This is a genomic window from Streptomyces caniscabiei, from assembly GCF_014930365.1.
Classification (GTDB): Bacteria; Actinomycetota; Actinomycetes; order Streptomycetales; family Streptomycetaceae; genus Streptomyces; species Streptomyces caniscabiei.
Map to the genome: position 1 here is coordinate 442,419 of NZ_JABXWI010000005.1, position 22,772 is coordinate 465,190.

General features: G+C 72.6%; 19 protein-coding genes. 8 read left to right on the top strand and 11 right to left on the bottom strand.

Translation table 11 applies throughout. The annotated features are described in order from the left end of the window. Window positions 1-3: 3 nt before the first annotated feature. From HW837_RS17020 to rsmH, 3 genes are all read right to left on the bottom strand, one after another. Complete coding sequence (locus HW837_RS17020) at window positions 4-1,980, bottom strand: peptidoglycan D,D-transpeptidase FtsI family protein (RefSeq protein WP_107073671.1); 1,977 nt, start codon at window positions 1,978-1,980, stop codon at window positions 4-6. Then, window positions 1,977-2,603: a cell division protein FtsL gene (gene ftsL, locus HW837_RS17025; protein WP_193380782.1), complete on the bottom strand. Its 627-nt coding sequence runs from the start codon at window positions 2,601-2,603 to the stop codon at window positions 1,977-1,979. Before ftsL ends, HW837_RS17020 begins: the two co-directional genes overlap by 4 nt. A 147-nt stretch (window positions 2,604-2,750) precedes the next feature. Next, window positions 2,751-3,707, bottom strand: a complete 957-nt coding sequence (gene rsmH, locus HW837_RS17030; RefSeq protein ID WP_045555319.1) for a 16S rRNA (cytosine(1402)-N(4))-methyltransferase RsmH — start codon at window positions 3,705-3,707, stop codon at window positions 2,751-2,753. A 263-nt stretch (window positions 3,708-3,970) separates the two neighbouring features. Between rsmH and HW837_RS17035 the strand changes: the two genes are divergently transcribed. The 4 genes from HW837_RS17035 (at window position 3,971) to HW837_RS17050 (ending at window position 9,788) form a co-directional block, all read left to right on the top strand. Next, on the top strand, window positions 3,971-4,579 hold the full coding sequence (locus HW837_RS17035) for a beta-class carbonic anhydrase (protein ID WP_179201981.1): 609 nt from the start codon (window positions 3,971-3,973) through the stop codon (window positions 4,577-4,579). A gap of 285 nt (window positions 4,580-4,864) precedes the next feature. Then, on the top strand, window positions 4,865-5,905 hold the full coding sequence (locus HW837_RS17040; protein WP_045555320.1) for an AAA family ATPase: 1,041 nt from the start codon (window positions 4,865-4,867) through the stop codon (window positions 5,903-5,905). Next, window positions 5,902-7,260: a DUF58 domain-containing protein gene (locus HW837_RS17045; RefSeq protein WP_045555321.1), complete on the top strand. Its 1,359-nt coding sequence runs from the start codon at window positions 5,902-5,904 to the stop codon at window positions 7,258-7,260. Before HW837_RS17040 ends, HW837_RS17045 begins: the two co-directional genes overlap by 4 nt. Continuing rightward, the gene (locus HW837_RS17050; protein ID WP_193380781.1) at window positions 7,257-9,788 is read left to right on the top strand and encodes a transglutaminase TgpA family protein; all 2,532 of its coding nucleotides are present in this window, start codon (window positions 7,257-7,259) and stop codon (window positions 9,786-9,788) included. The genes HW837_RS17045 and HW837_RS17050 overlap by 4 nt, the downstream gene beginning before the upstream one ends. 284 nt (window positions 9,789-10,072) lie before the next feature. On the opposite strand, the gene HW837_RS17055 is transcribed toward HW837_RS17050, so the two are convergent. The 3 genes from HW837_RS17055 to HW837_RS17065 all read right to left on the bottom strand — a co-directional run bounded on the left by HW837_RS17055 (window position 10,073) and on the right by HW837_RS17065 (window position 12,204). Further along, the gene (locus HW837_RS17055; RefSeq protein WP_045555323.1) at window positions 10,073-10,474 is read right to left on the bottom strand and encodes a DUF3040 domain-containing protein; all 402 of its coding nucleotides are present in this window, start codon (window positions 10,472-10,474) and stop codon (window positions 10,073-10,075) included. A gap of 288 nt (window positions 10,475-10,762) precedes the next feature. Beyond that, complete coding sequence (locus HW837_RS17060) at window positions 10,763-11,533, bottom strand: methyltransferase (RefSeq protein ID WP_193380780.1); 771 nt, start codon at window positions 11,531-11,533, stop codon at window positions 10,763-10,765. 131 nt (window positions 11,534-11,664) lie between these two features. Continuing rightward, a complete protein-coding gene (locus tag HW837_RS17065) occupies window positions 11,665-12,204 on the bottom strand; it encodes an SAV_6107 family HEPN domain-containing protein (RefSeq protein WP_045555325.1) in 540 nt (179 codons plus the stop codon). A gap of 183 nt (window positions 12,205-12,387) precedes the next feature. Here HW837_RS17065 and HW837_RS17070 point away from each other — a divergent pair, with 183 nt between their 5' ends. The 4 genes from HW837_RS17070 (at window position 12,388) to HW837_RS17085 (ending at window position 18,094) form a co-directional block, all read left to right on the top strand. Then, complete coding sequence (locus HW837_RS17070; protein WP_193380779.1) at window positions 12,388-13,338, top strand: ATP-binding cassette domain-containing protein; 951 nt, start codon at window positions 12,388-12,390, stop codon at window positions 13,336-13,338. Continuing rightward, entirely contained in the window at window positions 13,310-15,394 is a 2,085-nt protein-coding gene (locus tag HW837_RS17075; RefSeq protein ID WP_193380778.1) for a YhgE/Pip family protein, read from the top strand. Before HW837_RS17070 ends, HW837_RS17075 begins: the two co-directional genes overlap by 29 nt. Before the next feature lie 53 nt (window positions 15,395-15,447). Beyond that, window positions 15,448-16,080 carry a TetR/AcrR family transcriptional regulator gene (locus HW837_RS17080; RefSeq protein ID WP_045555328.1) on the top strand — a complete coding sequence of 211 codons (633 nt, stop codon included), beginning with the start codon at window positions 15,448-15,450 and terminating at the stop codon, window positions 16,078-16,080. 499 nt (window positions 16,081-16,579) lie between these two features. Then, window positions 16,580-18,094 carry a phytoene desaturase family protein gene (locus HW837_RS17085; RefSeq protein ID WP_093788257.1) on the top strand — a complete coding sequence of 505 codons (1,515 nt, stop codon included), beginning with the start codon at window positions 16,580-16,582 and terminating at the stop codon, window positions 18,092-18,094. Window positions 18,095-18,131: 37 nt separating this feature from the next. On the opposite strand, the gene HW837_RS17090 is transcribed toward HW837_RS17085, so the two are convergent. The 5 genes from HW837_RS17090 to HW837_RS17110 all read right to left on the bottom strand — a co-directional run bounded on the left by HW837_RS17090 (window position 18,132) and on the right by HW837_RS17110 (window position 22,715). Further along, on the bottom strand, window positions 18,132-19,067 hold the full coding sequence (locus HW837_RS17090; RefSeq protein ID WP_045555330.1) for an SCO2102 family sporulation regulator: 936 nt from the start codon (window positions 19,065-19,067) through the stop codon (window positions 18,132-18,134). Window positions 19,068-19,123: 56 nt separating this feature from the next. Continuing rightward, entirely contained in the window at window positions 19,124-20,047 is a 924-nt protein-coding gene (gene metF, locus HW837_RS17095; RefSeq protein ID WP_045555331.1) for a methylenetetrahydrofolate reductase [NAD(P)H], read from the bottom strand. 162 nt (window positions 20,048-20,209) lie between these two features. After that, the gene (gene thiE / locus HW837_RS17100; RefSeq protein ID WP_045555332.1) at window positions 20,210-20,854 is read right to left on the bottom strand and encodes a thiamine phosphate synthase; all 645 of its coding nucleotides are present in this window, start codon (window positions 20,852-20,854) and stop codon (window positions 20,210-20,212) included. Between the two features lie 158 nt (window positions 20,855-21,012). After that, complete coding sequence (locus tag HW837_RS17105; RefSeq protein WP_045555333.1) at window positions 21,013-21,378, bottom strand: Rv2175c family DNA-binding protein; 366 nt, start codon at window positions 21,376-21,378, stop codon at window positions 21,013-21,015. A 107-nt stretch (window positions 21,379-21,485) separates the two neighbouring features. After that, a complete protein-coding gene (locus HW837_RS17110; protein WP_078853245.1) occupies window positions 21,486-22,715 on the bottom strand; it encodes an NAD(P)/FAD-dependent oxidoreductase in 1,230 nt (409 codons plus the stop codon). Between the last annotated feature and the right edge of the window lie 57 nt (window positions 22,716-22,772).

Sequence of the window (22,772 nt, forward strand, 5' to 3'; positions counted from 1 at the left end):
GGGTCAGGGTGCGAAGGCGACGGGCAGGTTCGCGGGCTTCGCGCCGGTGGGCGGCACCTGGAGGGTCTTCAGGGCGAACTCCATGACCTCCTTGTAGATGGGTCCGCAGATCTGGCCGCCGAAGTAGTTGCCCTTGGTGGCGTTCTGGATCGCGCAGTAGACGGTGATCCGGGGCTTGTCGGCGGGCGCGAACCCGGCGAACGACGAGGTGTAGCCCCGGTATCTGCCGGTGGCCGGATCCACACGGTTGGCCGTACCCGTCTTGCCCGCGACCCGGTAGCCGGGGATGCGCGCCTTGGTGCCCGTGCCCTCCTCGTCGTCCACGACGGACTCCAGCATCCGGGCGAGGGTCTTCGCCGTCTTCTCGCTCACCACCCGGGTCTTGCCGGGCTTCGGGGCGGGGGCGAAGCGGCCGTCGGGCCCCTTGGTGCCGCGGACGAGGGTCGGTTCGACGCGTACGCCGCCGTTGGCGATCGTCGAGTAGACGGAGGCGGCCTGCATGGCGTTGACCGACACGCCCTGGCCGAAAGGAATCGTGTACTGCTGCGAGGTCGACCAGTCGCCGGGCGCGGCGAGGATGCCCTTGGTCTCGCCGGGGAAGCCGAGGCCGGTGTAGCTGCCGATGCCGAACTTGCGCAGGTAGGAGTGGAGGATCTTGTTGGACTCGCCCTGGTTGCGGCCGAGTTCGCCGGTGGCGAGGATCGTGCCGATGTTGCTGGACTTGGCGAGGACGCCGTTGAGCGTCAGGTACCAGGTCGGGTGGTCGATGTCGTCCTTGAAGAGCCGGTCGCCGCGGTGCAGCCGGTTGGGCACGGTGACGCGGGTCTCGGGGGTGGCGACGTTCTCCTCCAGCACGGCGGCCATCGACATCACCTTGGCGGTGGAGCCGGGCTCGTAGGCGTCCTGGAGCGCCGCGTTGCCGAGCGCGTCCGGGTTCGCCCGGGTGAGGTCGTTGGGGTCGAAGCCGGGCGAGTTGGCCATGGCGAGGATCTCGCCGGTGCGGGTGTCCTGCACTATCACGTAGCCGCGGTCGGCCTTGGACTTCTTCACCTGCTCGGTGATGGCGTTCTGCGCGGCCCACTGGATGTCGCGGTCGATGGTCAGCTCGACGTCGGAGCCGGCCACGGCGGGGGTCTCGGTGGAGCCCGCGGTGGGTACGAGACGTCCGCCGGACTGGGCGTAGCGGATCTTGCCGTCCTTGCCCGACAGGCGGCTGTTCCACTGCTGCTCGATGCCGCCGCCGCCCTTGCCCTCGGCGTTGACCCAGCCCAGTATCCCGGCGGCGAGGTCACCGTTGGGGTAAACGCGCTTGCTGCTGGGCTCCTGGAAGACGCCGGCCAGGACGTTGACCGTGCCCTTCTCGTCGGCGGCCCGTTTGACGAGCGCGGTCTTCAGGTCGCTGATCTGGTTCCAGACCTGGGGGGTCTGGCGGCGGGCGAGCAGCACATAGCGCGTGTTCCCGGTGCGCAGCTTCTCGGCGATCGTCTCCTGGTCCGCGCCGAGGATCGGCGCGAGGAGCGCGGCCGCCTGCTCGGGGCCGTCGTCGATCTTCAGCTGTTCGCGCGTGAACATCGTCGGGTCGGCGGTGATGTCGTTGGCGTCGGTGCTGATCGCCAGGGCGACGCCGTTGCGGTCGGTGATCCCGCCGCGCTCGGCGGCCAGCACCCGGCCGACGTAACGGTTCTGGTCGGCCTTGGCCGCGTACTCGCTCGCGTCGACGGCCTGCACCTGGAGCAGCCGTACGACGAAGGCGATCATCACCAGGGTCAGTGCGAGGCTCACCATGCGCAGCCGGGGGCGGGGGCGGCCCAGCCGGATGGTGCGCGCGGGCAGCTGCCGGGGCGGGACCGGGCGGCGCTGCGCGGCGGGGCGGGCGCCGGGGCCCGGTCGGCGTTGCCGGTCGCCCGGTCGTACGGGCCGGGCGGGTCCGGGTACGCGGCGGCGCGGGGGCTGCCTGCCTGAATCGGCCACTTCCGTCACCTGCCGGGGGTCGTCGGGAACTGGTTGGGCTGTACGGGCGGGGTGGTGGGGGTCGGGGTGGGGGTGCCCGCGGGCTGCGGGGTGCGGGCGTGCGCCTGCGGCTCGGGCCCGGTCGGCGTCCGCGTCGGAGTGGGGGTCGCGCTCGGGCTCGGCGTCGGGGAGCCGGAGGGCGTGGGGCTGCCGGTGGGCGTCGGGTCGACGGGCGGGCCGGGGTCGAGGATCTCGGGTGCGAGGACGAGCGGCATCCGGGCCACGGTCGGCCGGGCGGCGCTCGGGACGCCCTTGACCGTGCCGTCGGGGTTCAGGAAGGCCGGGTCGCCGCCGGGGACCATGCCCAGCTCCCGGGCGCGGCGCTGGAGGGCGTCGGGCGCCGAGTAGGCGTCCACGTCGCGCTGGAGCGCCTGTTCCTCGTCGGTGTAGCTCTTCACGTCGTCCTGGAGGTCGTCGAGCTTGAACGACCCTTCGCTGAGCGCGGAGTTCAGCACGAGGAGGCCGATGAGACCGCCGCCCAGGAGGAGGACGACCAGGAGGACGAAGGGGGTGCGGGCGGCGCCCTTGGGCCGCGTGGGCAGGAGCCGTGCGAGACGGGCCGCCCGGCCCCTCAGTTCGGGTTTCCTGCTCACGCGCCCTCCCTGGGAGTCCGGGTCCCGGACTCGCTCGCCGTTCCCGCGAGTTCGCTTGTCGGCCTCACTCACCGTCCCCTTCACGCACCGTGTGCGGTCGCCCCGTACGTCTCACGCGCCTCACGCACCTCAGGTACGTCGGGCAGCTCATGCGACGTCCTCCCGCACGCGTTCCGCCCCGCGCAGACGTGCGGGGGCGGCGCGCCGGTTCTCGGCGACCTCTTCCTCGGTGGGAAGTTCGGCACCACGGGTGAGGAGCTTGAGCCTCGGCTGGTAGCGCTCGGGGACGACGGGCAGTCCGGGCGGGGCGGTGGTGGCGGCTCCGGCCGCGAACACCTGTTTCACCAGCCGGTCCTCCAGCGAGTGGTACGACAGCACGGCGATCCGGCCGCCGACCGCGAGGGCCTTCACCGCGGCGGGGATCGCCCGCTCCAGGACGGTGAGTTCGCCGTTGACCTCGATGCGCAGGGCCTGGAAGGTGCGCTTGGCGGGGTTGCCGCCGGTGCGCTTGGCGGCCTGCGGCAGGGAGTCGCGGATCAGTTCGACGAGGCGGGCGCTGTTGCCGAACGGCTCCTTGTCGCGCTCGCGCACGACCGCGGAGACGATCCGCTTGGCCTGCTTCTCCTCGCCGTACGCCCTGAGGATGCGGACGAGTTCGCCCGGCGGGTAGGTGTTGAGGACCTCGGCGGCGCTGATGCCGGTCGTCTGGTCCATCCGCATGTCGAGGGGGGCGTCCTGGGCGTAGGCGAAGCCCCGGTCCGCCTCGTCGAGTTGCATGGAGGAGACGCCCAGGTCGAACAGGACGCCCTGGACGCGCGGGAGGCCCAGGCGGTCGAGCACGTCGGGGAGTTCGTCGTAGACGGCGTGCACGAGGGTGGCGCGCTCGCCGAAGGGGGCGAGGCGTTCGCCGGAGAGGCGCAGGGCCTCCTTGTCCCGGTCGAGGGCGACAAGCCGTGCCTCGGGGAACCGGGTGAGGAGCGCTTCGCTGTGGCCGCCGAGGCCGAGCGTGCAGTCGACCACCACCGCGCCGGGCGCCGTGAGGGCCGGGGCCAGCATGTCCAGACACCGCTGGAGCATGACGGGGACGTGGCGGCTGTTGCTCAAGGGGCCCTCTCAGGTCCGGCGCGAGCCGCACGTACGCGCCGCGCACGCGGGGAGACGCCGGGCTGTCGCCGGTTCTCCTTGGGGTTTCGGTCCAGCGGGGGGCCTCGCCTCCCGCTCGGCGCCACTTTAGTCCACGGCCCTGCGCGGTCAATCAACCGGCCTGCGCGTCGCGCGGCTCCCCCGGACGAAGCCGTGAGGACGGCGAAATCACCCGTACGGCCGTGATCCCGCCCCTCCTGTGGGTTACCTCACAACAAGGTTCAATGACGTTCTTTGTCCCCTCTCACAGAGCGCCCCCAGCTGCCGTGACCAGTACCGTCTTGTCCATGACGACCTCCGCAGCAGTTCCCACCGGCCCCGAAGGCGCCATATCCGACGGCACCGTCACCGACCGCCTCGTCGAGGCGAACCAGCGCTATGCCGCCGCGTTCGCCGACCCCGGGATGGATGCCCGCCCCGTCCTGCGTGTCGCGGTCGTGGCCTGCATGGACGCCCGCCTCGACCTGCACGACGCGCTCGGCCTGGAGCTGGGCGACTGTCACACCATCCGCAACGCGGGCGGCGTGGTCACCGACGACGTGATCCGCTCCCTCACCATCAGCCAGCGCAAGCTCGGCACCCGCAGCATCGTCCTGATCCACCACACCGGCTGCGGTCTGGAGTCCCTCACCGAGGACTTCCGCACCGAGCTGGAGGCCGAGGTCGGCCAGCGTCCGGCGTGGGCGGTGGAGTCCTTCCGGGACGTGGACCAGGACGTACGGCAGTCGATGCAGCGCATCCGCACCAATCCGTTCCTGCTCCACTCCGACGACGTACGCGGCTTCGTCTTCGATGTGAAGACCGGTCTGCTCCGGGAGATCGACGCGGCCTGAGCCCTGTCGAACCGCGCGGCCGGAACCGCCCTCCTACCGCCCGAGGGCGGTTCCGCGCAGCCCGGGTTTCCTGTCAATCTGCTGGCATCTCACCCCGCAGAACACCGCAAACCTGACATATCGCGGCCAGTTATCCACAGGCGAGTGACACGGATTGGTAACGGCAGCAAGAATGCGGATGTGGCGTCACGCTGAGCAGTTCACGCGTGGTGTCCGTGTTTCGGGGTGGGCCGGTCCGCATCGCAGAGCGACGGCCCGGAGAAAGAACGGGCCGAGGAGGGCCGGGTGACGACCTATGACGATCGAGCGAGCCTCACTGATCTGACCAGCACTGTGGAGCGAGTCCGCAGTTCGGTCGAAGGAGTGATCGAGGGCAAGCCTGAGGTCGTACGGCTTTCGCTGACAGTGCTGCTCGCCGAGGGACATCTTCTGATCGAAGACGTTCCCGGCGTCGGCAAGACCATGCTGGCCAAGGCACTGGCGCGGTCCATCGACTGCTCGGTGCGGCGTATCCAGTTCACGCCGGACCTGCTGCCGTCGGACATCACGGGTGTGTCCATCTGGGATCAGCAGCGCAAGGAGTTCGAGTTCAAGCCGGGCGCGATCTTCTCTCAGATCGTGATCGGCGACGAGATCAACCGCGCGTCGCCGAAGACGCAGTCCGCGCTCCTGGAGTCCCTGGAGGAGCGCCAGGTCACGATCGACGGCACGACGTACGAGCTGCCGAGCCCCTTCATGGTGGTGGCCACGCAGAACCCGGTGGAGATGGAGGGCACCTACCCGCTGCCGGAGGCCCAGCGCGACCGCTTCATGGCCCGGGTCTCCGTCGGCTACCCCAGCCCGGAGGCCGAGCTGCAGATGCTCGACGTCCACGGCGGGGTCTCACCGCTGGAGGACATGCAGCCGGTGGCGCACGCGCACGAGATCGTGAAGCTGATCGAGGCCGTCCGGGGCGTGCACGTCGCCGAAACGGTCCGGCGGTACGCGGTGGACCTGGTCGGCGCCACCCGCACCCATCCGGACCTCAGACTCGGCGCCTCGCCGCGCGCCACACTGCATCTGCTGCGTGCGGCGAGGGCGACCGCCGCCCTGAACGGCCGGGAGTACGCCCTGCCTGACGACATCCAGTCGCTGGCCGTGTCCATCCTCGCCCACCGGCTGCTGCCCACCGCCCAGGCCCAGCTCAACCGGCGTACGCCGGAGCAGGTGGTCCAGGAGATCCTCCAGCGCACACCCGTACCGCAGGCCCCCCAGGCGCAGAGCGGGTACGGCTCGGTCCACACCGCGCCCGCGTACCCGCAGCAGCCGCCGCGGAGGCTTGGATGACCACCGCCGGGCCGGCGCCCACCCCGGAACAGGACAAGGGCGGGCTGCGCACGGCCCTCGCCGGCCTCACCACGCGCGGGCGCTCCTTCCTGGCCGCCGGCGTGGCCGCCGCCGTCTGCGCGTACGTCCTCGGGCAGAGCGATCTGCTCCGGGTCGGCCTGCTGCTCGCCGTGCTGCCGCTGGTCTGCGCGACCGTGCTGTACCGCACCCGCTACCGGGTCGCGGGCAGCCGCCGCCTCTCCCCCGCGCGCGTGCCCGCCGGCAGCGAGGCCCGCGTCCATCTGCGGATGGACAACGTCTCGCGGCTGCCCACCGGGCTGCTGATGCTCCAGGACCGGGTGCCCTACGTGCTCGGTCCGCGCCCGCGCTTCGTGCTGGACCGGGTGGAGGCGGGCGGCCGCCGCGAGGTGTCCTACCGCGTCCGCTCCGATCTGCGCGGCCGCTACCCGCTGGGCCCGCTCCAGCTGCGCCTGACCGACCCGTTCGGCATGTGCGAGCTGACCCGGTCCTTCTCGACGTACGACACGCTGACCGTCGTCCCGCGCGTGGAGGCGCTGCCGCCGGTCCGGCTGAACGGCGAGGCCAAGGGCTACGGCGACGGACGGCAGCGCTCGCTGGCGCTGGCCGGCGAGGACGACGTGATCCCCCGCGGCTACCGGCACGGCGACGACCTGCGCCGGGTCCACTGGCGTTCGACCGCGCGCTACGGCGAGCTGATGGTGCGCCGCGAGGAACAGCCGCAGCGCGCCCGCTGCACGGTGCTGCTGGACACCCGGGCCGAGGCGTTCCTCGGCGCGGGCCCCGACTCCGCCTTCGAGTGGGCCGTCTCCGGCGCCGCCTCCATGCTGGTCCACATGCTCGAACGGGGCTTCTCCGTCCGGTTGTTGACGGACACCGGCAGCTCGATGCCCGGCGAGGGCGCCGACGGCTTCGCGGGCGCCAGCCAGGAGTCGGCCGACGCGGCCGGACTGATGATGGACACCCTCGCGGTGATCGACCACTCCGGCGGCACGAGCCTGTCGCCCGCGTACGACGTGCTGCGCGGCGGCAACGAGGGGCTGCTGGTCGCCTTCCTCGGCGACCTCGACGAGGAGCAGGCGACGGTGATCGGCAAGATGCGCCAGCGTGGCGGTGGGGCGGTCGCCTTCCTGCTGGACAGCGAGGCGTGGACGACCGAACCGGGTGAGGTGCCCGGTGCCGGGAGCGCGAGCGAGGAGTCGCTGCGGCTGCTGCACGAGGCGGGGTGGACGGCGCTGACCGTGCCGCGCGGCGCCTCGCTGACGGACCTGTGGCGGCAGGCGGACCGACAGCGCACCGGAGCGATGTCCGGGAGCATGACGGAGGGACGTTCATGAGCGGGCGGGCGAGACTGGCGCTGTGCGCCTGGGCCGCCACGATCGCGGCGGCGTGCGCGCTGCTGCCGCTGGTCGACCCGGCGACATGGATCCTCCAGGCGGCGCTGATGCTGGGCGTGCAGAGCGGCGTGGGAGCGCTCACCCGGCGCGTCCCGCTGGCCAGGCCGCTGACCGTGGCCGCCCAGGCGCTGGTCACCCTGATGATGCTGACGCTGGTCTTCGCCCGGGAGCGGGCGGTGGCCGGGATCGTCCCCGGCCCCGAGGCCTTCCAGTACTTCGCGACGCTCCTGCAGAACGGCGCCGAGGACGTCGGGCGGTACGCCATCCCGGCGCCGCTGACCGACGGCATCCGGCTGATGATCATCGGCGGTGTGCTGGTGATAGGCCTGCTGGTGGACGCGCTCGCGGTCACCTTCCGCAGCGCCGCACCGGCCGGTCTGCCGCTGCTCGCGCTGTACTCGGTCGCCGCGGGCCTCTCCGACGGCGCCGCGTGGCTGTGGTTCGTGCTGGCCTCGGCCGGCTATCTGCTGCTGCTCCTGACCGAGAGCCGCGACCGGCTCTCGCAGTGGGGCCGGGTCTTCGGAGGCGCGCCCCAGGGGCCGCGCGCGGAGTCCGCGAACGGCGCGGTGGCACCGGTGCGCACCGGGCGGCGCATCGGCGCCGTCGCGCTGGGCATCGCCCTGGTGGTGCCGCTCGGTCTGCCCTCCCTCGACGGCGGGCTGCTGGACGGCACGGGCGCCGGCCTCGGCGGGGGTTCCGGCGGCGGCGGCACGATCGCCGCGGTGAACCCGGTGGTGCAGCTGCGCGGCAGCCTGAACGTGGACGAGGACCGCCAGGTCCTGTCCTACCGCACCAACACCGACGACGTGCAGCAGATGTATCTGCGGATCGTCTCCCTCGACAACTTCAACGGCACCTCCTGGACCCCGACCGAGCGCTCCATCACGGGGGTCCCGGACGACTTCGGCACCCCCGTCGGGCTCGCCTCCGACGTCAAGCGGACGTCGATCGAGACCCGGATCGTCGCGTCGGAGGACTACGAGCAGAACTGGCTGCCGATGCCGTACCCGGTCACCAGCGTGGACATCGGCGGCGACTGGCGGTACGAGCCCGTGGGGCGCACCCTCGTCGGTGACCACGGCCAGAACACCAAGGGCGCCCAGTACAAGGTCGAGAGCCTGATCGTGGAGCCCACGGCGGAGCAGCTGGCCTCGGCGCCGGAGCCGCCGCCGTCCCTGCGGCGGGAGTACACCAAGGTGCCGGCCTCGCTGCCGCCGGTGGTGGCACGGACCGCGCTGGAGGTCACCGAGGGCGCGAAGAACGACTACGAGCGGGCGGTGAAGCTCCAGGACTGGTTCGCGTTCAGCGGCCAGTTCACGTACGACACCGAGGTGCGGTCGGGCACGGGCGCCCGCGCGATAGCCCGGTTCCTCCAGGACAAGGAGGGCTTCTGCGTCCACTTCTCGTTCGCGATGGCGTCCATGGCCCGCACGCTGGGCATACCGGCCCGGGTCGCGGTGGGCTTCACCCCCGGCACCCCGCAGACGAACGGCACGATGTCGGTGGGCCTGCGCGACGCGCACGCCTGGCCCGAGCTGTACTTCGAGGGCGTGGGCTGGACCCGCTTCGAGCCGACCCCCAACCGGGGTTCGACCCCCGAGTACACGGTGCCGGAGGACACCGGCACCGGCGGGCTGCCCGAGGTGCCGCGTCCCTCGTCGTCGGCGTCCTCGGCGCCGTCGGCCGAGCCGACGGAGAGCGAGAGCTGCACGCCTCAGGAGGCCAAGCTGGGGGCCTGCGGGACCGAGTCCGCGGCGGCCCTGCCGGGTTCCGACGACGAGGAGCGCTCGGTGTGGGGTCTGGTGTTCTTCTCACCCTGGACCCTGTTGATCGTCCCGGGAGCGCTTCTGGTGCTGGCGATCCCGCTGCTGCCGATGCTGTGGCGGCTGCGGGTCCGGTCCGTGCGGCTCGGCGCGCACCAGGGTGCGGTGCCGAAGGGGACCCAGGAGCCCGGCGTCGCGCGGGAGGTGACCCCTGAGGGCACCGGGGCCCCGGGCTCGCTCGAACAGCCGGACAGAGCCACCTCGTACGGGCGCACGGAGGCCGCAGCGGCTCATGCCCTGGCCGCCTGGCAGGAGGTGGCCGACACGGCGTGGGACTACGGGATCGCGCCGGACGAGTCCCAGACGCCCCGCAAGGCGGCCGCGCGGATCGTGCGGCTCGGGGAGCTGGAACCGGCGGCCGCCGACGCGGTGCACCGGGTGGCGGCGGCGGTGGAGCAGGTCCTCTTCGCTCCGCGTCCGCAGATCCCGGCGGGTCTCGCCCGGGACGCGCAGCAGGTCGGGGTCGGCCTCAGGGCCCACGCCGGCCGTCGCACCCGGCTGCGGGCACTGCTGCTGCCGCGTTCGACCGTCCGGGTGGCGTGGGCCCTCGCCGCGCGCTGGGCGGACGCCAGGGACGAGCTGCTGTCCCGTCTGCCGAGGCCCCGCCTGCCCTGGCGACGGCCCACGCCGAGCCAGAACGGCTAGCGCCGGCACGTCACGGCATCACGGTCCTGTCCCCTCGGGTTCGCCCGGCGGGGACAGGACCGTTCGAATTTCCGAGGGCGGGAGCGACTGACAGCACGCAGCCACAGCCACCAACGGCACGGCGTGGTGCCTACGGCGATGAACGGTGGCCCGCCGGACCGTGCGGGACCGTGCGGCGATGCGCCCCAGCCCGCACGGGGGCATGCTCGAAGGGTGACCGCCGCTGGGGTGGTCACCCTTCGTCCGTGTTCAGCTGTGGCTGTCGGGTCGGCTGTTCGGCGGGCTCAGTGGCCGCCCTGCTCGTCACGACGGCGCTGCCAGCGCTGTTCGATTCGGTCCATCATGGAGCGGCGCTGTCGTGACTGCCGACGCTCACCGGCGGAGCCTGCGGCACCGGTGGGCTGCTCACCCGGCTTGGGGGCCTTGCGCCAACCGGTGACGGCGAGCACGGCGCAGCCCAGCATGACGAGGAATCCCACCACGCTGACCCAGATCTGCTGTGCGACCATTCCGGCCATGAGGAGCGCGATTCCCACCAGAAAGCCCGCGACCGCCTGGTAGACCCGCCGCCGGGTGTACGTACGCAGCCCGCTTCCCTCAAGCGCTGACGCGAACTTGGGATCTTCGGCGTACAGCGCTCGCTCCATCTGCTCGAGCATGCGCTGCTCGTGCTCTGAGAGCGGCACGGAGTCCTCCTCATCGTGCGGTCGCCGGAGCGACCCGGGGGGTCCTCTTCAGGATAGGCAGGGAATCGCCCCCTTGAAACCCGCCCCTCTACGCCAATTCGCCAACCGGAACCCGCCATGGCACCCCGACTCGCTGAGGTGTGAATTCCCCAGCGAACGGCCCGTCATGCCGGAACGGTCTCCCTCGATCATACGGCTCCGCGCGCCCGATCGGGGGGCCTGTGGCGTACTCCATCCGCCGCCGAGCCGCTGATCAGCGGGGCGTCCTCGTCCGCAGCGGGAGCCGGCTCAGGACTCGGCGTCCCCTCGCGTCTCACCCAGCACATGAAGTTGGGTGGCCACGGAGTGGAAGGCGGGCAGCTCGGCGGCCACCGCCTCCAGCTTGAGCAGGGCGTCCAGGGCACCGGGCTCGGTGTCCACGAGGACACCGGGGACGAGGTCGGCGAAGACCCGGACGCCGTGCACGGCGGCGACCTGGAGGCCCGCGCCCTCGACGAGGCCGGTGAGCTGTTCGGCCGTGAAGCGGTGGGGAACCGGATCACCCTCGCCCCAGCGTCCGTTCGGGTCGTCGAGCGCCTGCCGGGCCTCCTTGAAGTGCCCGGCGAGGGCGCGGGCGAGGACGGCACCGCCGAGACCGGCGGCGAGCAGGCTGAGGACACCCTCGGGGCGCAGCGCGGCGACCGCGTTGCCGATGCCCTCGGCGGGGTCGTCCACGTACTCCAGGACGCCGTGGCAGAGCACCGCGTCGTACCCGCCGCGCTCGACGACGTCGAAGAGGCCGTGGGCGTCGCCCTGGACGCCGCGGACGCGGTCGGCGACACCGGCCTCGGCGGCCCTGCGCTCCAGCGCGAACAGCGCGTTCGGGCTGGGGTCGACGACGGTGACGCGGTGGCCGAGGCGGGCCGCGGGCACCGCGAACCTGCCGCTGCCGCCCCCGGTGTCCAGTACGTCCAGCGACTCGCGCCCCGTCGCCTTCACCCGGCGGTCGAGGGCGTCCTGGAGGACCTCCCAGACCACGGCGGTACGGAGAGAGGCGCGGGGTCGCATCGGGTCCGACACGGCAGTTGACTCCTCGGCGCGGCACCGCCCGGTGTGCGGCGGAGCGATGGGCTTGCGTCTCCGCCGGGCCGGTGGCCGTGACGGAGGGTGCTGGTGCCCCCAACCCTAATGGGCGGCGCCGGGACGGTCGGTCAGCCCGCGTCCGGGACCTCCGGGCCGCTGTCCTGCCGGGGTTGCGGCAGCACCGGCTGGAGCACCAGCATCCGTTCGACCAGGCGCAGGAACATCGCCACGTCACGGATGAGGTCGTCGGCGTCGCGCGCGCTCGCCGCGCCCTGTATCCCCGCCTCGGCCCGTGCGCGGCGGGCGGCGCCGGAGGCGAACAGCGCGCTCCACTCGGCGAGTTCGGGCGCTATCTCGGGGAGCACTTCCCAGGCGCTGCGGATCTTGGCCCGGCGCTTCGGGGTGGGCTCGGGGCGGCCCCGGGCGGCGAGCACGGCGGCGGCGGTGCGCAGGGCGGCGAGGTGTGCGGTGGCGTAGCGCTCGTTGGGCGCATGGAGGCCGGACGCCTCGTCGAGGCCGGAGCGGGCCTGGGCGAGCAGGTCGAGGGCGGCGGGCGGTGCCGTCGCCCGGCGGAGCACGGGGTGCACGTCGCTCGCCGGGCCGGTCAGTGAGGGGGCAGGGCCGGTGGCGCGGCGCCGGCCTGCGGCTGCTGCGTGGTAGGTGGCCATGACGAACCTCCTGTCGTCTTCGGACGGCACGCTCTGACACGAGGTGCCGTATGTGCCCATCGTGAGGTATGCCACTGACAATCCGTTCTGACCTGCGCTTTTGCTTCGATCAAAGGTTCGGAGTAGTTTTTGCACTGACCAGTCAGTTCAAAGATGGGCCGAGGGCGGAGGGGTTCCGGGGACATGGCGGAGACAGGGGAGACGGACACCGGGCGGGGGACGGCCCGGGGTGTCGCCGTCGGCGCGGAGGGGTTCGGGCTCGCGGGTCCGCGTGGCTGGGTCTTCCGGGGCGTCGGGTTCGACGCGGAGGCCGGCTCGCTGGTCGCGATCGCGGGGCCGTCCGGGTCGGGCCGGACCTCGTTGCTGCTCGCGCTCACCGGCCGGATGAAGCCGACCGAGGGCCGTGCCACGGTCGGTTCCCTGCCGCTGCCGAAACGGATGGCGGCCGTGCGCCGGATCAGCGCCCTCGCCCATGTCCCCGGGGTGACGGACCTCGACCCGGCCCTGACCGTCGGGGAGCACCTGCGTGAACGGGCGCTGCTCCAGCGGCGGTTCGACGGCACCCTGCGCGGGCTACTGCGTCCCCGGGCCGAGCGTGCCGCCGAGACGCAGGAGCGGATCGAGGCCGCCACGACCGCCGCCGGGCTCGACCGCGAGGCGCTCCCCAAGGGCTCCCGGACGGCCGTGCGCGACCTCGACCGGATGGAGGCCCTGCGGCTGTCGGTCGCCCTCGCCCTCGTCGGCCGGCCCCGGCTGCTCGGCGTGGACGACGCCGACCTGAAGCTCTCCGACGCCGAACGGGCGGAGATGTGGGCCCTGTTGACGTCCCTCACCGAGTCCGGGACCACGGTCGTGGCGGTGTGCAGCGAGGCCCCGGAGGGAGCGGTCACGGTGTCGACGGCACCGGACGAAGCCGCACGCGCGCGTGACGACGTACACGAACCCCCGAAGCCCGCCACCGACACGGCCGACCCCACCGCCACCACGGCGACCACGGCGACCACGGCGACCACGGACACGGACGTAGACGCCGACACGGACGTAGACGCCGAGACCGGCACCGACACCGACACCGACACCGACACCGACGACAAGGAGACGGCCGATGCGCTCGCCGAAGCTCGCCGCGCTTGAGCTCAGGCGGTTCGGCAGGGGGAAGCTGCCGCGCGCCGCACTGGTCTCGCTCCTGCTGCTGCCGCTGCTGTACGGCGCCCTGTACCTGTGGTCCTTCTGGGACCCGTACGGCCGGCTGGACCGTATCCCCGTGGCGCTGGTGAACGACGACAAGGGGGTGTCGGTCGGCAAGGAGCGGCTGACGGCCGGCGACGACATCGCGAAGGGGCTGCGGGAGAGCGACACCTTCGAGTGGCACCGGGTGAGCGCCGCCCAGGCCCGCGCGGGCGTCGAGAACGGCACGTACTACCTGTCGCTGACCATGCCGAAGGACTTCAGCGAGCGCATCGCGTCCAGTTCGGGGGACGTGCCGGAGACGGGCGCCCTCCAGGTGCGGACGAACGACGCCAACAACTACATCGTCGGGCAGATCTCGCGGACGGTGTTCTCGGAGGTGCGGACGGCGGCGTCGACGAAGGCCTCGCGGTCGTTCCTGGACCGGATCTTCATCTCGTTCTCCGACATCCACGGGAAGACCGAGGAGGCGGCGGACGGCGCCGACGACCTCAAGGGCGGTATCGACAAGGCCGAGCAGGGCTCCAGGAACCTCGCGGACGGGCTGCGGAAGGCCAAGGAGGGCAGCGGGGACCTGTCCGGCGGGCTGAAGGACCTGGACGAGGGGGCGGGCGATCTGGAGGACGGCGCCCGGCAGGTCGCGGACGGCACCGGGAAGCTCGCCGACAAGGTCGGCGCCACGGCCGACCAGGTGCGGCCGTTCCTGGACGAGAACAGCGACACCATCGCCGACACCGCCACCCTGGTCGCCGACTCCGCGGCCACCGTCCGGGGCCACCTCGACGCGTTCGTGAAGACGGCACCGGCCGCCGCCACGGGTACCCGTACCGCCTCCGACACCCTGGACGACGTGTACGAGCGCCGCTGCGAGAAGGCCGTACTGCCCGACACGGCCTGCGCGGACCTCAAGAAGGCGAAGGACGCGGCGGCGGAGGCGGCCACGCTCGCCGAGGACGTCGACACCGTGGTGAAGAACTACGACGGTGACATGAAGGCCTTCGACAAGGATCTCCGGACCCTGGAGAAGCAGGCCCGCGCCCTCGCGAAGGCGGCGCCCACCCTCTCCACCGACCTCGACAACGCCGTCGCCAAGATCGACGCACTCGACAAGGGCGCCACCGAGGTCGCCAAGGGGGCCAGGACGCTGCACACGGGCCTCGGCACCGCGAAGACCGGCGCGGAGGACCTCGACACCGGTGTCGGCGCCCTGAAGACGGGCGCGGTCGACCTCAAGGGCGGCATGTACAAGCTGGCCGACGGCTCCGGCAAGCTCGCAGGCGGTCTGCACGACGGGGCAGAGCGCATCCCCGACTACGACGAGCAGGACCGCGACCGGCGCACCGAAGTGATGGCCGATCCGGTGCAGTTGGCCTCCAGGGACCTGCACAAGGCGCCCAACTACGGCACCGGGTTCGCCCCGTACTTCATCCCGCTGTCCCTGTGGGTGGGCGCGATGGTGGCGTACATGCTGATCCAGCCGCTCAACCGGAGGGCCCTCGCGGCGGGTGCCTCGGCGTGGCGGATCACGCTGGCGGGCTGGCTGCCGGTGGCCGCGCTCGGCGTGCTCCAGACGGTCGCGCTGATGGCGGTGCTGCACTGGGCGGTCGGTCTGCAGATGGCGCGGGCGGCCGGGACGGTGGGCTTCCTGTTCCTGGTGACGGCGTGCTTCGCGGCGATCGTGCAGTGGCTCAACGCGCGCTTCGGGGCGGCCGGCCGGATCCTCGTGCTCGCCTTCCTGATGCTCCAGTTGACGTCCGCGGGCGGCACGTATCCCGTGCAGACCAGCCCGGACTTCTTCAACGCGGTCCACCCCTTCCTGCCGATGAGCCATGTCGTCGACGCGCTCCGGCGGCTGATCACGGGCGGCGGCCTGGGCCCGGTGTGGCAGGCGTGCGCGGTACTGGTGGCGTTCACGGCCGGCGCCCTCGCGCTGACCGCCCTGTCGGCCCGCCGCAAGCAGGTGTGGACCCTGGACCGGCTGCACCCGGAGCTGAGCCTGTGACCGCGCGGGGAGCGGTTCCCGCGCACGGCACGGTTCCTGTGACAATCAGGGCCATGGAAAGCAGCAACGCCCCCGGCGGCGCAGGCGGGGGCCGCCGCGAGGCGACCCGGCAGAAACTCTACGAAGCGGCCGTCACCCTCATCGCGGAGCAGGGGTTCTCCGCGACCACGGTGGACGAGATCGCCGAGCGCGCCGGAGTCGCCAAGGGCACGGTCTACTACAACTTCGCGAGCAAGTCGGTCCTCTTCGAGGAGCTGCTGCGGCACGGCGTGGGACTGCTCACCGCCTCCCTCCGCGAGGCGGCCGAGCGGACGGCGCGGGAGGGCGGCAGCAGGGTCGACTCCCTGGACGCGATGATCCGGGCCGGGCTCGTCTTCATCGACCGCTACCCGTCCTTCACCCAGCTGTACGTGGCCGAGCTGTGGCGCACCAACCGGGCCTGGCAGTCCACGCTGATGGTCGTCCGGCAGGAGGCGGTCGCCGTCGTCGAGGGGGTGCTCCGCGAGGGCGTCGAGGGCGGCGAGCTGAGCGACGAGATCGATGTCGGCCTCACGGCGGCGGCCCTGGTCGGCATGGTCCTGGTGGCCGCGCTGGACTGGAAGGCCTTCCAGCCGGAGCGCTCCCTGGACGACGTCCACGCGGCGCTCTCCCGGCTCCTTCAGGGCCGGGTGAGCGGAATCGGCTGACCGGTCCCGACGGAAACGAGAGCGCCGGTCCGAACTGGCCGCGTCCCCCGCGGGCCACCTCGAACCGGCGCTTCCCCGTTCCCCCGTACTCCCCCGTACTCCCCCGTGCCTCGCTCCCGTCGACTCGCGTCGACGGAAGGAGCGGTAAAAGCGCGAGAGCCGTTCCGCCGCCCCGTGTCGGCGGTGCCGGAGCCGCGCCCCTTCCCGTGCCTCCACTCTCCCGTTTTCGCAGGTGGGAACCCATCCGTACGGGTACTCAACTCACCGCATAGGTACGCGTACTCAGCCCTGCGCACTCAGCCCCACCCCGCGCTGTCGCCGACTGGTGACGATCGCGCCCGCGCAAGTACTCCCCGGCCCGGATCGGCGGCGCAGCCGCCATCCAGGGGCGCGGGGAACTGCGCGACAAGCCACGACGAGCCCGTACCCGCCGACCGACCGCTCCCCCCGAGCTCTCCCGCGAACCACCGGCGACACGGCGCCCGATAAGGTCACCGGCATGGCAAGAATCGCGGTGATCGGCGCCGGAATGGGCGCCCTGGCAGCCGCCGCCCGGCTGGCCGTCGCGGGCCACCGCGTGGTGGTGCACGAGAGCACGACGACCTACGGCGGAGCCGTGGGCCGCTTCGAGCGCGACGGCTTCGCGTTCGACACGGGACCGGGGCTGCTGCCGCTCCCGGCCGTCCACCGCGATCTGTTCCTCAAGACCGGCAAGGAGCCGCTGGAGAAGTGCGTCGACCTGGTCCAGGTGGACCCGGCGGCCCGGCACGTCTTCGCGGACGGCACCGACCTCCTGCTCCCCAACGCCTCCCGTGCTGGCGTCGTGGCCGCCCTGGACTCGGCGCTCGGCCCGGGCGCCGGCGACCGCTGGGGCGACTTCCTGGTGCGGGCCCGCGAGGCCTGGGACCGCACCCGGCGGCCCCTCCTGGAGGAACCGCTGTGGTCCGACTGGAAGGTCCTCGCCGAGCGTGAGCCGTACCCCTCGGTCCCCCACAGGAAGCTGCTGCGCACCCGCCGGGCCGCCACCCTCGCCGAGGTCGGGGCGTGGGAGCTGCGGGATCCGCGGCTGACGGCCCTGCTGGAGAGCCACGCCCTCGCGTACGGCCTGGACCCGAGGAGCGTCCCGGCGAGCGCGGCGGTCCTGCCCTACCTGGATCACGCCTTCGGGACCTGGTACGTCCGGGGCGGCGTACGGGAGTTGGCGCGGGCGCTGTACGAGCGGTGTCTGGCCCGCAGGGTCGAGTTCGTCTTCGGTGCCGAGGTCACCGGGATCGTCGAGAAGGACGGCCGGGCGGCCGGGGTGGAACTGGCCGACGGCACGGTGACCGAGGCCGACCATGTGGTCGCCGGGGTCGCGCCCGAGGTGCTGGCCCGCCTGGCGCGCCGGTCGGTCGTACGCGGCGCCGGCGAGGTACCGGCCCAGCGCGGGACGACGAGTCGGCTGACCGTGCTGCTGGCGCTGCGCGGCGGACGTCCGGCGGACGCGGCGCACCGGACGGTGGTGCACGCGGACGACCGTGACGCCGAGCTGGACCTGCTCTTCGGTCCGTCACACGGGTTGGTCGCGCGACCCACGGCGACGGTGCTGCGGCCGGACGATCCGGGACTGGTCCCGGACTCCGACCACGAGGCGGTCACGATCACCTGCGCGGTCCCCTCCGAACCCGACTGGAGTCGGGCGGAGTCGGAGGTCTACGAGCAGCAGGCCGAGCGGCTCATCGACGCCGCCGAGCGGGCCGTACCCGACCTACGCGAGCGTCTGCTGTGGAGCCAGGTGCGCACCCCGGTCGACATCGCGCGGTCGACCGGTGCGGAGGGCGGCGTGGTCCCGGCACCGGCCCTCGCCGCGGGGGACGGGCGATGGCTGCGCCCCTCCAACACCACCGCTCTGCCGGGCCTGTTCACCGTCGGCGGCTGGTCGCACCCGGGCGGCGGTCTTCCGCACGCCGGGATGTCGGGCGCGCTGGTGGCCGGACTGATCGTGGAGGGGCCGGACTTCCGCGGCTCACAGTGAGGCTCACCGGGCCCGGGCGAGGGGCCCCGCGCGTTCTTCAGAAACGGTACTGCTGCTCGTCGTAGCCGTTCTGGCCATTGCCGTTGCCCTGGTACGGGTACTGCTGGTCCGACGGGAGGTCCGAGGCGAACGGGTCGTCGGTGTTGCGCTGCTGCGGGACCCAGACACCGCCGGGCGGGGTCTCGCCGCCGTAGCCGCCGTTGCCGTACTGGTCCTGGCCGTAGCCCTGTTGCCCGTATCCCTGCTGCCCGTAGGACTGGTCGTACGAGGCCGTGGCGTCGTACGTCTGGGTGCCGATGTACGGGTCGGAGTAGGCGGCGTACTGCTGCTGCGACGGGTCGTAGCCGTACTGCTGCTGGTCGTAGCCGTAGTAGGCGAAGGCCTCGTCCTGCGCGGCCTGGTCGGCGGTCGCGTGCTGCTGGCCGGGGGCGCCCGCGTAGGCGTTGTCGTCGTTGTAGACGCCGTAGGTGCTGGTGTCGTCCGGCATGGGTTCCGGGGAGTAGACCGGGGCCGGCCCGGCCGCCGAGGGCGTGGACTGCGGGCGGACGAACACGTCGTCGTCGCGGTCGTCGAGCAGGTCGTCGCCCTGGGGGTACCGTCCGCCGGCGGTGGACTCCAGGTCCGTGACCTCCAGGCTCGGGTCCTGGCGGTCCGGTTCGCCGCGCCGCCGCTTCTTGGCCGCCTTGGGCAAGCGGCCGCCCTCCTCGCCCTCGCCGGAGCGCGGGCGGACGGCCCAGCCGGCCTCGAAGCCGCGACGGAACGACAGCGTCACATAGGTCTGCCCGATGGCGAAGCCGATCGCGCCCAGCGCGATGACGATCACGTTGGGGATCAGGACACCGAGGACGACGCCGAGGAAACCGGCGAAGGCGAGCAGACGCCAGCGCAGGCGTGCCTTGTACTGCAGCAGCACCTCGCCCAGCAGCCACAACGCGACGACGCCGAACGCGATGTAGAGGACCGCCCAGCCCATGTACGCCCCTCTCCCTGTAGCCGCTACGCAGTGTGTCGTACGCGAGTGCGACCGGTCTAGGCCCGTGGTGGATGGTGCAGGCCCAGGTTCTCGTAGATTTCCAGAGTCGCGGTGGAGTTGTTCAGGGTGATGAAGTGAAGTCCGGGGACTCCCTCGTCCAGCAGCCTCGCGCAGAACTCCGTGGCGAACTCGATGCCAATGGAGCGTACAGCGGTCGGATCGTCTTTGGCTGTGACGATCCGCTCTTTCAGGGCGTTCGGGATGGCCGCGTTGCTGAGTTGCGGCAACCGTTCCAGCATCTTCACGCTGGTGACGGGCATGACCTCGGGGATGACGGGGGTCTCGCAGCCGGCGCTCGCGACCGCGTCCCTCAGACGCAGGTACGAGTCGGGGTGGAAGAACATCTGCGTGATCGCGTAGTCGGCGCCGGCCCGGCACTTGTCGACGAAGCGCGCGACGTCGCTGTCCCAGTCCGGGGAGCGCGGGTGCATCTCCGGGAAGGCGGCGACGCCCACGCAGAAGTCGCCCGACTCCTTGATGAGCTGGACGAGTTCGGCGGCGTAGGTCAGGCCCTGCGGGTGCGCGACCCACTCGGCCATGGGGTCGCCGGGCGGGTCGCCGCGGACGGCGAGGATGTTGCGGATCCCGGCGTCCGCGTACTGGCCGATGATGTTGCGCAGCTCGGCGATGGAGTGGCTGACCGCGGTGAGGTGGGCGACCGGCGTGAGAGTGGTGTCGGCGGCGATCTGCTCGGTCGCCTTCACCGTGCCGGACCGGGTGGAGCCGCCCGCGCCGTACGTCACGGAGACGAAGCTGGGGGCGACCGCCTCGATCCTGCGGAGGGCGTTCCACAGGTTCCGCTCGCCCTTCTCCGTCTTGGGCGCCCAGAACTCGAAGGAGTAGGTGGTCTTGCCCGTGGCGAGCATGTCACGCACGGTGCGTGCGCGGTCCGTCCTGGTCGAAGCGGTTCCTAGGGCCATACGGGCAGGTTAGTCAGGTCGGGGCCGTCCCCCAACCAGAGCAGGTGCTTTTGTCCCCTTTGCCGAGCTGCTGTCCACGCCTTGGACAGCCTTGGACAGCCATGGACGCCTGGGACAGCCGTCGACCGCCGGAGATCGGGGGACGACCGCGGGCGCGACCGGCTAGAGGGCGCGCAGCCGCTCGGTGAACTCCGCCGCGGCGGCTCCGGGGTCGTCGGCCTCGGTGATCGCCCGGACGACGACCACCCGCCGGGCTCCCGCCTCGACGACCTCGTCGAGGTTGCCGAGGCCGATGCCGCCGATGGCGAACCAGGGGCGGTCGGTGGCGAGGGCGGCGGTGCGGCGGACGAGGTCCAGGCCGGGGGCGTGGCGGCCGGGCTTGGTGGGGGTGGGCCAGCAGGGGCCCGTGCAGAAGTAGTCCACGCCCTCCTGGACGGCCGCCGCTGCGGCCTCCTCGTCGGCGTGGGTGGAACGGCCGATGAGCACGTCCGGGCCGAGGATCGCACGGGCGGCGGGGACCGGCAGGTCGCCCTGGCCGAGGTGCAGCACGTCCGCGCCGACGGCGTGGGCGACGTCCGCGCGGTCGTTGACGGCGAGCAGCTTGCCGTGGCGGCGGCAGGCGTCCGCGAAGACCTGGAGGTGCTCCAGCTCCTCGGCGGCCTCCATGCCCTTGTCGCGGAGCTGCACGATGTCCACGCCGCCGCCGAGGACCGCGTCCAGGAACCGCGGGAGGTCGCCCTGGCGCCTGCGGGCGTCCGTGCAGAGGTAGAGCCGGGCGTCGGCGAGCTGGGCGGCGGCGTCGGACATGGGTGGGTCCCCCGTTGGCATACGTGATCGGTACGGCGCGCGGGGGACGCGGCCCTCGCGGGCCCCGGCTCCCGCGCGCCGGACGGGCGGCTCTTCCGCGGAACCTCCGCGGATCTTTCGGGTGTCTCGGCTGTCTCGGATGTCTCGGCTGGTTCCGGTCAGACGGCGAGCGCCTGCGCGCGGCGCTTCACCTCCGTGCCGCGATTCTCGCTCAGGGCCTGGGCCGGGGTACCGGGCAGGCTGGCGTCCGGAGTGAAGAGCCACTCCAGCATCTCTTCGTCGGTGAAGCCGTCGTCCCTCAGCAGGGTCAGGGTGCCCGTCAGGCCCTTGACCACCTTGTCTCCGTCGATGAAGGCGGCGGGGACGTGCAGCGCGCGGTTCTCACCACGGCGTACGGCGATGAGCTGGCCTTCCTTCACCAGCTGCCGCACGCGGGTCACCTCGACGTCCAGCATCTCTGCGATGTCGGGGAGGGTCAGCCACGCGGGGACGAGAGCATCGATCTTTGCGTCAATCTCGGTCACGTCTCCAAGACTGCCATCTGGGACTGACAGTGGGTAGCCGAGGCGCCTCGGGCGGAGCCGGCCGAGGGGTGCGCGGAGCGCGTCGGCCGGCCGGCGGGCGCGTCCGGCTACGCCGTCGCCGCCTTCAGGGGCCTCGCCGGGTCCTGGAGCAGCAGCGGGTCCATCGGTGTGCCCGCCTGGATCAGACGGCGGCCCTGGGCCAGGTCCCGGGGGCGGCCCACCGCCAGCAGGGCGACCAGCCGGGACTCGCGCAGCCAGCACACCGACCAGGCGGCGCCGGCCGGGTCGCCGCGCCGGACCGTCGTGTCGGCCGAGGCGTGGTCCCCGGCGTACTGGACGAACCGGCCGAACTGCTCGGACCAGAAGTAGGGCACGGGGTCGTAGGGCTCGGGGGTCTCGCCGACGATGTTCGCGGCGACCGTGCGGGGGCCCTGGAGGGCGTTGTCCCAGTGGTGGACGAGGAGGCGGCGGCCGTACCTGCCGGAGGGGAAGGAGGCGCAGTCGCCGACGGCGTAGACGTCCGGCGCGGAGGTGCGCAGATGGTCGTCGGCCACCACCTCGCCGTGGGCGCCCAGCTCGATGCCGGAGCCCTTCAGCCAGGCCGTGGCGGGGCGCGCGCCGATGCCGACGACGACCGCGCCGGCCGGGATGCGGGTGCCGTCGTCCAGGACCACCGTCCCGGGCTCGACACGCTCCACGCGCGCGTGGGTGCGCAGGGTGGTGCCGCTGTCGGCGTACCAGGCGGTCATCGGGGCGGCCACCTCCGCCGGGAGGGCGCCCGCGAGCGGGCGGTCGGCGGCCTCGACGACCGTCACCGCGCAGCCCGCCTCCCGGGCGGCGGTGGCGAACTCGGCGCCGATCCAGCCCGCCCCCACGACCACGATGTCGTGCTGCCGCGCCAGCACGGGCCGCAGCCGCTCGGCGTCGTCCAGGGTCCGCAGCAGATGCACCCCGGGCACGCCCTCGGCGCCCGGCAGCCGGATCGGTTCCGCGCCGGTCGCGACGACGAGGACGTCGTACGGGACGGGCCCGGCGGGCGTGTCCAGTTCGTGGTCGGCGGGGCGCAGGCCGGTCACCTCGCGGCCCAGCCGGAGGTCGATGCCGAGCGCCTCGAAGTCGACGTCGAAGGCGGAGCCCTCGGCGTTGCCGAGCAGGACGGCCTTGGAGAGCGGAGGGCGGTCGTACGGCTGGTGCGGCTCGGCGCCGAGCAGGATCACGTCGCCGGTGAAGCCCTGTTCCCGCAGGGCGACCGCCGTCTGCACGCCCGCCATGCCCGCGCCCACGACGACCACGCGCCGCGCCGGTGATCCGTCCCGCTGCTGCGTCTGCTCGCTCACTCGATCACCATAGACAACTGATATTCGGTCAGTCAGGGGGTGGGGGGCCCGGTCGTC

Coding starts and splice junctions, on each gene's coding strand:
- HW837_RS17035 (WP_179201981.1), top strand. CDS start 3,971: ATGACGTTCTTTGTCCCCTCTCACAGAGCGCCCCCAGCTGCCGTGACC.
- HW837_RS17045 (WP_045555321.1), top strand. CDS start 5,902: ATGACCACCGCCGGGCCGGCGCCCACCCCGGAACAGGACAAGGGCGGG.
- HW837_RS17050 (WP_193380781.1), top strand. CDS start 7,257: ATGAGCGGGCGGGCGAGACTGGCGCTGTGCGCCTGGGCCGCCACGATC.
- HW837_RS17065 (WP_045555325.1), bottom strand. CDS start 12,204: ATGGCCACCTACCACGCAGCAGCCGCAGGCCGGCGCCGCGCCACCGGC.
- HW837_RS17070 (WP_193380779.1), top strand. CDS start 12,388: ATGGCGGAGACAGGGGAGACGGACACCGGGCGGGGGACGGCCCGGGGT.
- HW837_RS17075 (WP_193380778.1), top strand. CDS start 13,310: ATGCGCTCGCCGAAGCTCGCCGCGCTTGAGCTCAGGCGGTTCGGCAGG.
- HW837_RS17080 (WP_045555328.1), top strand. CDS start 15,448: ATGGAAAGCAGCAACGCCCCCGGCGGCGCAGGCGGGGGCCGCCGCGAG.
- HW837_RS17085 (WP_093788257.1), top strand. CDS start 16,580: ATGGCAAGAATCGCGGTGATCGGCGCCGGAATGGGCGCCCTGGCAGCC.
- HW837_RS17090 (WP_045555330.1), bottom strand. CDS start 19,067: ATGGGCTGGGCGGTCCTCTACATCGCGTTCGGCGTCGTCGCGTTGTGG.
- metF (WP_045555331.1), bottom strand. CDS start 20,047: ATGGCCCTAGGAACCGCTTCGACCAGGACGGACCGCGCACGCACCGTG.
- thiE (WP_045555332.1), bottom strand. CDS start 20,854: ATGTCCGACGCCGCCGCCCAGCTCGCCGACGCCCGGCTCTACCTCTGC.